The organism is Streptomyces sp. NPDC096339 (assembly GCF_044762985.1).
GTDB lineage: Bacteria > Actinomycetota > Actinomycetes > Streptomycetales > Streptomycetaceae > Streptomyces.
The window spans coordinates 58,963-71,597 of the sequence record NZ_JBIWFI010000013.1 but is presented as its reverse complement, the minus strand read 5'-3'; the positions used below and the strand labels follow the sequence as shown (position 1 = coordinate 71,597).

General features: G+C 73.8%; 13 protein-coding genes. 12 read left to right on the top strand and 1 reads right to left on the bottom strand.

Going from position 1 to position 12,635, the window contains the following annotated elements; all coding sequences use genetic code 11:
* Window positions 1-75 precede the first annotated feature (75 nt).
* From ACIQ5Y_RS18900 to ACIQ5Y_RS18885, 4 genes are all read left to right on the top strand, one after another.
* Window positions 76-858, top strand: a complete 783-nt coding sequence (locus ACIQ5Y_RS18900; RefSeq protein ID WP_403881478.1) for a class E sortase — start codon at window positions 76-78, stop codon at window positions 856-858.
* A 100-nt stretch (window positions 859-958) separates the two neighbouring features.
* Entirely contained in the window at window positions 959-1,312 is a 354-nt protein-coding gene (locus ACIQ5Y_RS18895; RefSeq protein ID WP_403881209.1) for a DUF6412 domain-containing protein, read from the top strand.
* A gap of 106 nt (window positions 1,313-1,418) precedes the next feature.
* Window positions 1,419-2,123 carry a YidC/Oxa1 family membrane protein insertase gene (locus ACIQ5Y_RS18890; RefSeq protein WP_403881206.1) on the top strand — a complete coding sequence of 235 codons (705 nt, stop codon included), beginning with the start codon at window positions 1,419-1,421 and terminating at the stop codon, window positions 2,121-2,123.
* A gap of 122 nt (window positions 2,124-2,245) precedes the next feature.
* Window positions 2,246-3,103, top strand: coding sequence for a fumarylacetoacetate hydrolase family protein (locus tag ACIQ5Y_RS18885; protein WP_403881203.1), 858 nt, complete (start codon window positions 2,246-2,248; stop codon window positions 3,101-3,103).
* Between the two features lie 96 nt (window positions 3,104-3,199).
* Here the strand turns inward: ACIQ5Y_RS18885 and ACIQ5Y_RS18880 are convergent, their stop codons facing one another.
* The gene (locus ACIQ5Y_RS18880) at window positions 3,200-4,273 is read right to left on the bottom strand and encodes a Gfo/Idh/MocA family oxidoreductase (protein WP_403881201.1); all 1,074 of its coding nucleotides are present in this window, start codon (window positions 4,271-4,273) and stop codon (window positions 3,200-3,202) included.
* A 55-nt stretch (window positions 4,274-4,328) separates the two neighbouring features.
* On the opposite strand from ACIQ5Y_RS18880, the gene ACIQ5Y_RS18875 reads away from it, so the two are divergent.
* The 8 genes from ACIQ5Y_RS18875 (at window position 4,329) to ACIQ5Y_RS18840 (ending at window position 12,601) form a co-directional block, all read left to right on the top strand.
* Window positions 4,329-5,414 (top strand): ROK family protein, encoded by a 1,086-nt coding sequence (locus tag ACIQ5Y_RS18875; RefSeq protein ID WP_403881198.1) that lies wholly within the window; start codon window positions 4,329-4,331, stop codon window positions 5,412-5,414.
* A gap of 549 nt (window positions 5,415-5,963) precedes the next feature.
* Window positions 5,964-6,767 (top strand): hypothetical protein, encoded by an 804-nt coding sequence (locus ACIQ5Y_RS18870; protein WP_403881195.1) that lies wholly within the window; start codon window positions 5,964-5,966, stop codon window positions 6,765-6,767.
* A 182-nt stretch (window positions 6,768-6,949) separates the two neighbouring features.
* Window positions 6,950-7,714 (top strand): GntR family transcriptional regulator, encoded by a 765-nt coding sequence (locus tag ACIQ5Y_RS18865; protein WP_403881192.1) that lies wholly within the window; start codon window positions 6,950-6,952, stop codon window positions 7,712-7,714.
* A 159-nt stretch (window positions 7,715-7,873) separates the two neighbouring features.
* Window positions 7,874-8,995, top strand: coding sequence for a TIGR03364 family FAD-dependent oxidoreductase (locus ACIQ5Y_RS18860; protein WP_403881189.1), 1,122 nt, complete (start codon window positions 7,874-7,876; stop codon window positions 8,993-8,995).
* A 5-nt stretch (window positions 8,996-9,000) separates the two neighbouring features.
* The gene (locus ACIQ5Y_RS18855; protein WP_403881186.1) at window positions 9,001-9,735 is read left to right on the top strand and encodes a phosphonatase-like hydrolase; all 735 of its coding nucleotides are present in this window, start codon (window positions 9,001-9,003) and stop codon (window positions 9,733-9,735) included.
* Window positions 9,732-10,781, top strand: a complete 1,050-nt coding sequence (locus ACIQ5Y_RS18850) for an ABC transporter ATP-binding protein (RefSeq protein ID WP_403881183.1) — start codon at window positions 9,732-9,734, stop codon at window positions 10,779-10,781. Before ACIQ5Y_RS18855 ends, ACIQ5Y_RS18850 begins: the two co-directional genes overlap by 4 nt.
* Window positions 10,774-11,817, top strand: coding sequence for a 2-aminoethylphosphonate ABC transporter permease subunit (locus ACIQ5Y_RS18845; RefSeq protein WP_403881180.1), 1,044 nt, complete (start codon window positions 10,774-10,776; stop codon window positions 11,815-11,817). The genes ACIQ5Y_RS18850 and ACIQ5Y_RS18845 overlap by 8 nt, the downstream gene beginning before the upstream one ends.
* Window positions 11,804-12,601, top strand: coding sequence for an ABC transporter permease (locus ACIQ5Y_RS18840; RefSeq protein ID WP_403881177.1), 798 nt, complete (start codon window positions 11,804-11,806; stop codon window positions 12,599-12,601). Before ACIQ5Y_RS18845 ends, ACIQ5Y_RS18840 begins: the two co-directional genes overlap by 14 nt.
* The last annotated feature ends 34 nt before the right edge of the window (window positions 12,602-12,635 follow it).

Here is a 12,635-nt window from a genome sequence, read left to right as displayed (position 1 = left end):
TGCTGCTGGTCAGTTGGCGGGGGAAGACTTAAGGTGCCGCACGTGCGAGATCGTGTGGATCGTGTGCCCGTGGTGGTGCAGGGGGGCGGCCGGCGGGTGAGCCGGTCCGGGCTCGCGCGGGTTCTGTGGGTGGGGGCCGAGGCGATCACCACGGTGGGTGTGCTGGTGGCGTTGCTGGTGGTGCACCAGGTGTGGTGGACCAATCGGCAGGCCGTGGCCGCCGCGCAGGAGCAGGTCCAGGCGCTGGAGGGGGAGTGGGGGGATTCCCCGCCCGTGCCGTTCGTTCCGGGTGATGAGGGGGCTTCTTCGTCCGGTGACCCTTCCGGTTCGGGTGAGCCTTCCGGTTCGGGCGAGGGGACGGCCGCCGGTGGTCCGACACCGTCCGGGCGGGCCTCCGCCGTCCGGCCGTCGCCGGCGCAGGACCGGGCGTACGCCGTCCTGCGCGTTCCGCGGCTCGGGCTCGCCGTGCCCGTCGCGCAGGGGGTCGACAAGCGGGCCGTGCTCGACAAGGGGTACGTCGGGCAGTACCCCGGGAGCGCGCAGCCGGGGGAGCGGGGGAACTTCGCGCTGGCCGGGCACCGCAACACGCACGGGGAGCCCTTCCGCTACATCAACCGGCTGAAGGCGGGCGACGAGCTGATCGTCGATGTGCGGGGGCGGCGGTACACGTACGTGGTGGGGCAGGTGCTGGGGGAGACGACCGAGCGGGACACCGGGGTGATCGCGCCGGTCCCGCGGAGCATCGTGAGGCCGGGGTACGGGTACAGCGAGCCCGGCGCGTACATCACGCTCACCACGTGCACGCCCGAGTACACCTCCAAGTACCGGCTGGTGGTGTGGGGGACCCTGAAGCGGTAGGCGGGCCGGGCCGATTGTCGGTGGGGCCCGTTAGTATCGATCGTGAGTGCCGGGCTTCGTAAGGAAGTTCGTGCACGGGGTGCGGGAGGGGGCGATTCGGATGGCTCGGCGACGACGCGGTGATGCGCGCTCGCTTTCCTTCCTCCTGTTCTCCCGGACTTCGAGGGCGCTGGCCCTGCTGCTTCCGCTGGTGCTGCTCGGGGCTGCGTTCGGGCTCTTCGCCGGGGAGAGCGGGCTCGCGGGTGTGGTGGTCGCCCTCGCGGCCACTCTCGCGGTGGGCGCCCAGGCGCTGGCTGCCGCCGGGCGGCTCGTGCTGCCGGTGGCGCCGCATCGAATACGGACGAAGATCCGTGACCGTGAGCAGCGCACGGCGTTCCTGCCGCAGCGCGATCCGGATGCGTCGGGCCGGTCGCGGCCCAGGGCGCCGGGCCGTCTCGTCCTGACGGCCGCGTAGGGGCGCCATCCTCTCCTGCTGACTGAGCTCTGTTGTCGCCCCTCGTGGGTCGTCACGCCGGAATGCATCGCTTTCGACGTTCGACGAGACCCCTCGGAGGGCCCACGTGTCCGTTTTCGTCCATGTTGTTGCCGAGCTGGGCCGGCTCCTTGAGCCGGCGCTGGCCGAGTCCGCGACCGCTGCCGCGATCGTGCTGTTCACCGTGCTCGTGCGGCTCGCCCTGCACCCGCTGAGCCGGGCCGCCTTCCGGGGTGCGACCCCGATGGCGGGATGCCTGCCGGTGCTGCTGCAACTGCCGGTGTTCTTCCTGATGTACCAGGCGTTCACGTCGGGCGAGGAGCTGCTCGGGGAGAGGTTGCTCGGGGTGCCGCTCGGGGCCCGGTGGAGCGATGCGCTGGGGGACGGCGGGCTCCTCGGGGCGCAGGGGCTGGTGTTCCTCGGGCTCTTCGCCGCCATCGGTGTGGTCGCGGCCTGGAGTGCGGTGCGGGGGAGGCGGGCCGCCGCCGCCGCGCCCGCGCCGGTTCCGCCCGCGTCCGGGGCGGGGCCCGCGCTCACTGCCGAGCAGCAGGCGGCGATGCGCAAGCTGGGCGGCGTACTGCCGCTGCTGTCGTTCGGGACGCTGATCACGGCTGCCGTGGTGCCACTGGCGGCCGGGCTGTACCTGCTGACCACGACGGCCTGGTCGGTGGCGGAGCGGGCCTGGCTCCAGTCACGCGGAGGGGCCGGCGGAGCGGTGCCCGGAACGGCACCCGGAGCGGTGCGCGGAGGGGAGCGCGGAGGGGAGCGCGGAGGAAGGCGTTCCAGTCTGTGAACAGGGTCTTGCGGATTGGGTGGGTTTCTTGGAGGATCGACCAATCCTCCGATGGCCGCAACCCATCGGCCGGCCCGTGGCATGCCCATGGGCCGACCACCCACGACCACGGGAGAATGCCCATGAAGCTGCTGCGTGTCGGACCCGTCGGGTCGGAGCGCCCCGCGCTGCTCGACCAGGACGGGACCCTGCGTGACCTGTCCGGCCTGATCACGGATGTGGACGGCGCCCTGCTCGCCGACGACGCCGTGCTGTCCCGCGTGCGGGAAGCGGCGGCCTCCGGGGAGCTTCCGGTGCTGGACGCCGAAGGCCTGCGGATCGGTGCCGCCGTCGGGCGCATCGGCAAGGTCGTGGGCATCGGGCTGAACTACTTCGGGCACGCGGCCGAGATCGGCGCGGAGCCGCCGGCCGAGCCGATCCTCTTCCTGAAGGCCCCGGACACCGTCGTCGGCCCCGACGACACCGTGCTCATCCCGCGCGGTAGCGTGAAGACCGACTGGGAAGCCGAGCTGGGCGTCGTCATCGGCGGCACCGCCCGCTACCTGTCCTCCGCCGAGGAGGGCCTCGCCCACGTCGGCGGCTACGTGCTGGTCAACGACGTATCGGAGCGCGAGTTCCAGATCGAGCGCGGCGGCACCTGGGACAAGGGCAAGAACTGCGAGACCTTCACCCCGCTCGGCCCGTGGCTGGTCACGGCCGACGAGATCCCGGACCCGCAGGTGCTCGGCGTCAAGCTGTGGGTCAACGGCGAGCTCAAGCAGGACGGGAACACCTCGGACCAGATCTTCCCGGTCGGCGAGGTCGTCCGGTACCTGAGCCAGTTCATGACCCTGTACCCGGGCGACGTCATCGTCACCGGTACGCCGGGTGGCGTGGCCATGGGCCAGCCCGAGCCGAAGCCGTACCTGCGGGCCGGTGACGTCGTGGAGCTGGAGATCGAGGGCCTCGGCCGTCAGCGCCAGGAGTTCAAGGGGGCGTAGCGCGCGAGCGCGTCGGCGCGTGGTGCGGTGAGGGGCGGGCTGCCGGTGGCGGTCCGCCCCTTCGCGTACTCGCCCGCGTCCTACGGCTCGATCGTCCTACAGCTCGACGGTCACGCCGTCGCGGGAGGACCTGCGGGCCGCCTCCAGGACGTCGAGGCAGTGTGCGGCCTCGTACGCCGTGACCGGCGCGGGGCCGCCCTCGCGCAGGGCGGCGGCCACGGCCGCGTAGTACGCCGGGTAGTCGCCCGGCACCGTGCGGACCGGGATGCCGCCGCCGGTCAGGGGGGATTCGCCGGACCCCACCAGCCCCCAGAGGTGCTCGGGCTCCTCGCCCCACGGGGTGCCCGGCGTCGGGCGCAGGCCCTCGCGCAGGGCGCCCTCCTGGGGGTCGAGGCCGTACTTGACGTAGCCGGCCCGCGAGCCGAGGACGCGGAAGCGGGGGCCCAGCTGGGCGGCGGTCGCGCTGACGTAGAGGTGGGAGCGGATGCCGTTCGCGTGGGTGAGCGCGATGAAGGTGTCGTCGTCGGCCTCGGCGCCCGGGCGGCGCACGTCGGTCTCCGCGTAGACCCGTACGGCCGGGCCGAAGAGCACCAGGGCCTGGTCGACGACGTGGCTGCCGAGGTCGTACAGCAGGCCGCCGATCTCCTCCGGGGCGCCGGACTCGCGCCAGCCGCCCTTCAGCTGCGGGCGCCAGCGCTCGAAGCGGGACTCGAAGCGCTGGATCTCGCCGAGCTCGCCGTCGGCGAGGAGGCGGCGCAGGGTGAGGAAGTCGTTGTCCCAGCGGCGGTTCTGGAAGACGGAGAGGAAGGTTCCGCTGCCGTCGGCGAGGGTGGCGAGTTCACGGGCCTCGGACGCGGTGGCGGCGAGAGGCTTGTCCACGACGACGGGGATACCGGCGGTGAGGGCGGCGGTCGCCAGCGGGACGTGGGTCTTGTTGGGGGAGGCGATCACGATGAGGTCGAGGTCCGGCCCCTCGTCGAACAGGTCCTCGGCGGAGGCGGCGATGCGGACGCCGGGGAACTCGGCGCGGGCCTGGGCCTGCCGCGCCGGGTCGGAGGTGACGACCGTGTCGAGGACGAGCCCGTCGGTGGCGGCCACGAGTGGGGCGTGGAAGACGGAACCGGCGAGTCCGTAGCCGATGACGCCGACGCGGAGGGGTGCGGTGCTCATGGGACCACTTTGGCAACAGTGTTGCCGAAGTGCAAGGAGGGTGGAGAATGGCCGGGTGAACAGGGGTAGCGGGGACGGGCGTGGCGGGGTGAACCTGCCGGGGGTGCGCGGGCACAACGAGGCCCTGCTGCTGGATCTGCTGCGCGGCGCCGGCCGCGAGGGGCTCGACCGGGCCGAGCTCGCCGCGCGTACGGGGCTCACCCCGCAGGCCGTCAGCAAGATCACGGCGCGGCTGGCGGCGGACGGACTCGTCGTGGAGGCCGGCCGCGCGGCGTCCACCGGCGGCAAGCCGCGGACCCTGCTCCGCCTGGCGCGGGAGGCGCGGTGCGCGGTCGGAGTGCAGATCGACCGCGACGAGCTGCGGGCGGTACGGGTGGACCTCGCGGGCGGGCTCCTCGCCGAGAGCCGCGCCCCGCTGGACTTCGGGGCCGGACCGGACGCGGTGGTGGAGGAAGTCGTACGGGCCTGCGCGCGGGTCCGTGGACCGGCGGGGCCCGCGCCGCTGGGGGTGGGGGTGGCCGCGCCGGGGCCGCTGGATTCCGTGCGCGGGGTGATGGGGCGGGTGACGGGGTTCCCCGAGTGGGAGGGGTACCCGCTGCGGGAGGCCCTTCAGGAGCGTCTGGGGGCCGGGGCGCCGGTGCGGGTGGACAAGGACACCAACGCGGGCGCCGCCGGGGCCGTGCCGGCCGGGGCGGGAGGCGGGGCCGCGTACCTGCACCTCGGGAGCGGGCTCGGCGCGGGGCTGTGGCTGGGCGGCGGGGTCTATCGCGGGGGCAGGTCGGCGGCGGGGGAGTTCGGGCACCAGGTGCTCCAGCTGGACGGTCCGCCGTGCCGGTGCGGGGGGCGCGGGTGCGCGGAGGTGCTGTGCCTGGACGCGGTGGCCCGCGGGGACCTGGTCGAGGCCGCGCGGATCCTGGGGGAGGGCGCGGCGAACCTGGTGGCGCTGCTGGACGTGGACCGGGTGCTGCTGGGCGGGCGGGTGGTCGAGGCGGCCCCGGAGGTGTTCGTGGCCGGAGTCCGCGGGGTGCTTGCGGCGCGGGCGCTGAACCCGGCCCCGCCGGTGGTGGGGGTGGCCGTGGCGGGGGTGGCGGAGGGGGCGGCGGAGCTGGTGCTGGCGCCGTTCTTCGGGCGGGCGGGGTGACCCTGCCGGGGCTCCGGCCCGGCCCTGGGCGTACCCGTACCCCGTACCTCGCGCCCCGCACCGCCGCGCCGGCGGGGTCGGGTGTGCGGTGGGGCGCCCCCGCAGGGCGTCGAACGCAACCGGGTTGTGCATGTCCGCTGCCTCTGCACGTTCGACGCCCGAGGAGGTGCCCCGGCGCGCGCCCGGCCCCGACGGCCCCTCGCGTGCGGGCCGCCCCCGGGGGTGCCGCTGCGCGGAGCCGTCCCCTACCCGCCCTTCCACCGTTCCCCGGGGCTCCGCCCCGGACCCCGCGCCTCAAACGCCGGACGGGCTGAAAAGACCCGGGGGCTCCGCCCCGGACCCCGCGCCTCAAACGCCGGACGGGCTGGAAGGGCCGGGGCCCTGGTCCCCGGGCGTCGGGCGAGCCGTGGGCCGTTTGGGGGTAAAGCGGGGCGGGGCAGGCGCGGCTGCGGCGGGAGGGTGGGCCCGCATGGCAGGGTGCGGCCTGGGTCGGGGTGATTGTCTGCTGGTCCGACCATTGTCCCGTCCGGCGAGCAGCGAAGGTCTTCCATGCGGCGACTGCGCAAAGCCCTGGCCCTCACCGCCGTTCTCTGCGCCGCCATGGTCGCCACCGCACCCACCGCCGGCGCGGACATCGGCACCGGCGGCGGTCCCCGTCCCGCGCCCGCGCTCCCCTCGCGTGCGCTTGCCACCTGCGGCGACGGGAAGAGCGCCGCGTTCCCCATCGGGGCGCGGATCCGCGGCGGGCCGGCCGTGTACCGGACCGGTGGCGGGGCGCAGAGCTGGTACCTGGACCTGACGAACACCACGAACTCCCAGTGCACGGCCATCCACCCCGTCGTCGTCTTCACGGACAAGACCCGCGCCCTGCGCCCCGCGCACATGCGCATGGACTTCGACGCGCCCGGCGGCCCCTTCCCGGTCAGCCTGGAGCGGACCGACCGCGACGAGATCATCGCCGTGTTCGACGGCGGCGACGCGTTCTCCGGGTTCACCGTCGGCCCGGGCGGGACCCTGACCGTCAAGGTCTCCCTCGCCTTCGCCCCGGACGCCCCCACCGGTGAGGTCGTCGCCGACGCCGCCCTCGTCCAGCGGAAGGGCGACGACGGCGACTGGGTCGGGGAGGCGGGCGGCTACCGGTTCTCCGTCGAGGGCCCGGACGGCGACGGAGGCGGCGACGGAGGCGACGGTGGCGACGACGGTGACCTCGGCGCGGCGGGCTCCCTCGCGCACACCGGCACCGGCCATCGCGGCCCGGCGTACGGGGTCTACGGGGCGGGCGGTGCCGTCGCCCTCGTCGCCGGCGGCGGGCTCGTCCTCGGGGCCCGCCGACTGCGCAACCCGACCCGCTGAACCTCACGAGCCACGAGCCGAACCCGCGCCTTGAACCGCGCCCTGTCCCGCGCCCGTCTGAACCGCGTCCCCTGAACCGCGCCCGTCTGAACCGCGCCCCCTGAACCGCGCCCCCTGAACCCCGTCCCCCGCCGAACCCCCGTACCCGCAGCCGGGACATCCGTCCCGCATAGAGTCCCACCGTGGAAGAACAGAACCCGCCGCACCGCCCCGGCTCACCCGTGCGCTCCGGTATCCCCGAGCACGGCCGCATCCCCAAGTACTACGCCGTCAAGGCCCGGATCGCCGGACTGCTCGACGAGCTCGGCGAGGGCGGCCTGCTGCCCACCGAGCGTGATCTCGCCGAGCGCTACGAGGTGTCCCGCGAGACCGTCCGACAGGCCCTGCGCGAGCTGCTGCTGGAGGGCCGGCTGCGCCGCTCCGGCCGCGGGACCGTCGTCGCCGGGCCGAAGCTGGAGCAACCGCTGTCGCTGGCGAGTTACACCGAGGGCGTACGGCGACAGGGCCGGCGCCCGGGGCGTCACCTCATCGGCCTGGAGCGGTTCCCCTGCCCGCCCGACCTCACCCCCGGCATCGGCGCCGAAGCCGGTGAGCCCGTCTGGCACCTGGAGCGAGTGCTGCTCGCGGACGACGAGCGCGTCGGCCTGGAGAGCACGTACATCCGGGTGGCCCGCGCACCCCGCCTGGACAGCGATTTCCAGCCCGACTCCTCCTTCTACGGGTATCTGCGCGACAGCCTCGGGATCTCCTTCGGCGACGCCGACGAGAAGCTGGAGACGGTCCTCGCGACCCCCCGCGAGGCCCTGCTGATCGGCACCCCGCCCGCGCTCCCGATGCTGCTCATCCACCGTTTCTCGCGGGATACGGACGGCCGGCCGCTGGAGCGGGTCCGTTCGCTCTACCGTGGCGACCGGTTCAGCTTCACGACCCGCCTGCGCCCCGAGTAGTGGGCTGGAAAACGGTGCATAGGGGGTGATGAGGGGCGTAGCCCGGGCGCAGTTCGATCACGAGAAGGTAACGGGTCTAGGCCAAGCTTGGGGGGCTGTTCACCGACGCGTTGCCCTTCGGATCCCCCTCCGTCACGGGGCGCGGCCACTTTGGTCGGCGTGAGAGTCATAGTCGTCGGAGGCGGCGTGGTCGGCACCATGCACGCCTGGCAAGCAGTCCAACGCGGCCACGAGGTCGTCCAGATCGAGCGAGAGGCCGAGGCCCGCGGCGCGTCCCTGCGCAATTTCGGCCAAATCTGGGTCAGTGGCCGGGCCGGGGGCGAGGAGCTCGACACCGCCCTGCGGGCCCGTGAACTCTGGGAGAGCATCGGCGCGGAGGTGCCCGGCCTGGGCTTCCGTGCCATCGGCTCCCTCACCCCCGTCCGCGGCGAGCGCGAGTACGCCGTCGCCGAGGCGGCCCTGGCCCGCCCCGACGCCGCCGCCCGCGGCTACAAGCTGGTCGGCGCCGAGGAGGCCCGGCGGATCAACCCGGCCCTGCGCGGCGCGTTCGACGCCGCCCTGTGGTGCGAGCGGGACGCGGCCGTCGAGCCGCGCACCGCTCAGCCGCACCTGCGGGCGGCCCTGACGGCCACCGGCCGCTACACCTTCCTCCCCGGGCGCGAGGTCCGCGAGGTCGTCGGCACGGGCGCCGTCCGCGACGACCACGGTGACGTCCACCGCGGCGACGTGGTCGTCCTCGCCACCGGAGCCTGGCTGTCCGGCCTGGTCCGCGAACTGGCCCCCGAGCTGCCCGTGCGCCGCGTCCGGCTCCAGATGATGCAGACCGCCCCGCTCGGCGAGCCGCTGACCACCTCCGTCGCGGACGCCGACAGCTTCCGCTACTACCCCGCGTACCAGAGCGAGGCCCTCGACCTGCTCAACGCCGAGCAGCGCCAGGCGCCGGTCGCCGCGGCGCACAAGATGCAGCTGCTCATGGTCCAGCGCCTCGACGGCGGGCTGACCATCGGCGACACCCACGAGTACGAGCACCCCTTCGCCTTCGACACCCTCGAAGACCCGTACGAGCACCTCGTCGGGGTCGTCGAATCCTTCCTGGGCCGCCCGCTGCCGAAGATCCGGCGCCGCTGGGCGGGCGTGTACGCGCAGTGCACCGACACCACCCGCGTCGTCCACCGCCAACAGGTGGCCGACGGCGTCTGGCTGGTGACCGGGCCCGGCGGCCGCGGCATGACCTGCTCGCCCGCCATAGCCGAGACCACCGCGAACGAACTGGGCTGGTGAGCCGCATGACCACCGAACACAACAGCAGCAGGCTCGTCGTCCTCGACATGGCCGGCACCACCGTCGCCGACGGCGGCCTCGTCGAGCGCGCCTTCGAGCGGGCCGCCGGCCACCTCGGAGTCGAGCCGGGCAGCGCCGACCACGCCGGCAAGCTCCAGTACGTCCGCGACACCATGGGCGAGTCGAAGATCTCCGTCTTCCGCCACCTCTTCGGTACGGAGGAACTCGCGCAGCGCGCCAACTCCGCCTTCGAGCAGGCGTACGGGGAACTCGTCGACGCCGGCCTGATCTCCGAGATCCCCGGCGCCCGCGCCGCGATCGAGCAGCTCCGCGCCGAGGGCCGCACCGTGGTCCTGACCACCGGCTTCGCCCGCGTCACCCAGGACGCCATCATCGACGCGCTCGGCTGGCAGGGCCTCGCCGACCTCACCCTGTGCCCGGCGGACGCGGGCGGCCGCGGTCGCCCGTACCCGGACATGGTGCTCGCCGCCTTCCTGCGGACCGGCGCCGTGGACGACGTACGCGAGATCGTGACCGCGGGCGACACCGCCTACGACATGCTCAGCGGCACCCGCGCCGGCGCGGGCACCGTCGCCGGCGTCCTCACCGGCGCCCACGAGCGCGAGGCCCTGGCCGGACACGGCGCGACCCACGTGCTCGGCTCCATCGCAGAACTCCCGGGACTCCTTGCATCCATGGCGCCCATGGCACCCGCCGCGTCCGTGACGGAGTCGGCGTGAGCGGCATACGTTTCGACGGGGTCAGCGTCGCGTACGGCGGCAACACCGTCCTGGACTCACTCGACCTCACCGTCGAACCCGGCGAGGTCATGGCCCTGCTCGGCCCCTCCGGCTCGGGCAAGACCACGGCGCTGCGCGCGGTCGCCGGATTCGTCCGGCCCGTCGCGGGCCGCGTGCTCATCGGTGGCCAGGACGTCACCGCGCTCCCGCCGCACAAGCGGGGCATCGGCATGGTCGTCCAGCAGTACGCGCTCTTCCCGCACATGCGCGTCGAGGACAACGTCGCCTTCGGCCTGAAGGCGCAGAAGGCGCCCAAGGCGGAGATCCCCGGGCGGGTGGCCGAGGCCCTGGAGCTCACGGGCATGGCGGCCTACGCCAAGCGCTACCCCCGCGAACTGTCCGGCGGGCAGCAGCAGCGCGTGGCCATCGCGCGGGCGCTGGCCATCCGCCCCGGGGTCCTCCTCCTGGACGAGCCCCTGTCGGCCCTCGACGCGCAGCTGCGCTCCGGAATGCTCACGGAACTGGCCCGGCTGCACCGCGAGTTGCCGGAGGTGTCCATCCTGTACGTCACGCACGACCAGGTGGAGGCGCTCACCCTGGCCGACCGGATCGCCGTCATGGACAAGGCCCGGCTCCAGGACTGCGGGACCCCGCAGGAGCTGTACCGGTCCCCGCGCACCGAGTTCACGGCGTCGTTCGTCGGCAACGCGAACCTGCTGCCGGTCACGGTCGCGGAGGGCGGCGCGGTGTTCGCCGGGCGCTCCCTGGCCCTCGACGCCGGCCGCGCCCTGCCGGGCTCCACGGCCACCCTGTGCGTACGGCCGCACCTGCTCGGACTCGGCGACGGCCCGAACGCGCTGAGCGGCACGATCGCCGAGGTCCAGTGGCGGGGCTCCACGCACCGCCTGTACGTGGACGTCGACGGCCACCGCGTGAAGGCGGACCTCCCCGAACTGCGGGAGACCCCGGCGTTGGGGGACCGGGTCACGCTCCACTTCGAACCGCGCGATGCGGTGCTGCTCGCCGCAGGGGTGACCGATGGCTGAGTCGACCCGCCGCGCGGCGGCCGCCGTCCCGGCCCAGGCCCCCTCGGGGGAGGCACGGGTCTCCGCCCCGGACCCCGCGCCTCAATCGCCGGCGGGGCCGGATTCTCCAGCCCGTCCGGCGTTCGAGGACCGCGGGTCTGGGGGCGGAGCCCACGGTTTCGGGAAGGGGCGGGGTGGGGGAAGCCCCGCAAGGGAGGGCCGCCCGCAGGGGACACGCCGACTGCCGCGCGGCGTATGGGCCGTGCCGCCCGTCGTCGCGCTCGCGCTGGTGTTCCTGTACCCGCTCGGACTGGTGGTCCAGCAGTCGTTCACCCCTTCGAGCGGGGGCGGGGCCTTCGACGCGTACGGTTCCGTCTTCGCCTCCGCCTCCTTCCGCGAGGCGCTCGGAACCACTGTCTGGCTCGCCGTCGGCGCCACCGTCGGCTGTCTCCTCCTCGGGTTCACTCTCGCGCTGATCATCGCGTTCGTGCCCTTCCCCGGAGCCCGCGGCGTCGCGAAGTTCATCGACGTCTTCCTCTCCTTCCCCTCCTTCCTCATCACCCTCGCGCTGCTCTTCATCTACGGCACCGTCGGCATGGCGAACGGGGTCTGGACCGACCTCACCGGCGCCGCCGAAGGGCCGTTCCACTTCCTCTCCACCCCCTGGGGCGTCCTCCTCGCGGAGATCACCTACTTCACGCCCTTCGTGATGCGCCCGCTGCTCGCCGCCTTCTCCCAGCTGGACACCGCCCAGCTGGAGGTCGCGTCGAGCCTCGGCGCCCGCCCCGCCCGGATCGTCCGGAAGGTGATCCTCCCCGAGGCCCTCCCGGCCCTCGCCGCCGGCGGCAGCCTCGTCCTGGTCATGTGCCTCAACGAGTTCGGGATCGTCCTGTTCACCGGGGCCAAGGACGTCACGACCCTCCCGATGCTGATCTACGGCAAGGCCATCCTCGAATCCGACTACTCGGCCGCCTGCGTGGTCGCCGTCGTCAACATCGCGATCTCCGTCGGCCTGTTCGGCCTCTACCGGGTGGTGAGCAAGCGTGCTGGTGCATAGCAAGACCGGCCGCTGGGCCGCCTGGGGCCTGTTCGGTCTCCTCTTCCTGCCGCTCTTCGCCCTGCCCCTGCTCGTCGTGGTCGCGGCCTCCTTCGCCACCCGCTGGTCCGGGGCCTTCCCCTCCGGCGCGACCACCGCGAACTACGCCTCCGCCGTACAGGGCGAATCCCTCCAGGCCCTGACCACCAGCCTGGTCACCGCCGTGGTCGCGAGTCTGCTCGCGCTCACCGTCGGCACCTGGGCCGCGCTGGCGGGCGCCGCGCTGAAGAAGCGCGGGAAGCGCGCCCTGGACGCGCTGTTCATGCTGCCCGTCGCCGTGCCGTCCGTGGTCGTCGGCCTCGCCGTACTCGTGGCCTTCAGCCGGCCCCCCGTGCTGCTCAACGGGACCGCCTCCATCGTCATCCTGGCGCACACCATTCTTGTCACGGCGTTCGCCCACCAGTCGGTTTCGGCCGCCATCGTTCGTCTCGACCCGGCCTACGAGCAGGCGGCGGCCTCCCTGGGCGCCCGCCCCTCGTACGTGCTGTGGCGGGTCAAACTCCCGCTCCTGCTGCCGTCGCTCACGGCGGCCGCGGGGCTCTGCTTCGCCCTGTCCATGGGCGAGCTGAGCGCCACGATGATGCTCTACCCGCCGGACTGGATGCCCCTTCCGGTCCGGATCTTCACGGCCACCGACCGCGGATCGCTCTACAGCGGCTCCGCCGTCGCCGTGGTCCTCATGGCCGCCACGCTGATCGTCCTGCTGGCGGTCTCCCGGATCCGCACCAAGGCCTCGTACCGCTGACCGGTCACCGCCGCCGACCGGTGCGCGATCCCCG

Excerpts from the sequence above, each read along its gene's own strand:
- ACIQ5Y_RS18895 (WP_403881209.1), top strand. The coding sequence starts at position 959 with ATGGCTCGGCGACGACGCGGTGATGCGCGCTCGCTTTCCTTCCTCCTG.
- ACIQ5Y_RS18885 (WP_403881203.1), top strand. The coding sequence starts at position 2,246 with ATGAAGCTGCTGCGTGTCGGACCCGTCGGGTCGGAGCGCCCCGCGCTG.
- ACIQ5Y_RS18880 (WP_403881201.1), bottom strand. The coding sequence starts at position 4,273 with ATGAGCACCGCACCCCTCCGCGTCGGCGTCATCGGCTACGGACTCGCC.
- ACIQ5Y_RS18870 (WP_403881195.1), top strand. The coding sequence starts at position 5,964 with ATGCGGCGACTGCGCAAAGCCCTGGCCCTCACCGCCGTTCTCTGCGCC.
- ACIQ5Y_RS18855 (WP_403881186.1), top strand. The coding sequence starts at position 9,001 with ATGACCACCGAACACAACAGCAGCAGGCTCGTCGTCCTCGACATGGCC.
- ACIQ5Y_RS18845 (WP_403881180.1), top strand. The coding sequence starts at position 10,774 with ATGGCTGAGTCGACCCGCCGCGCGGCGGCCGCCGTCCCGGCCCAGGCC.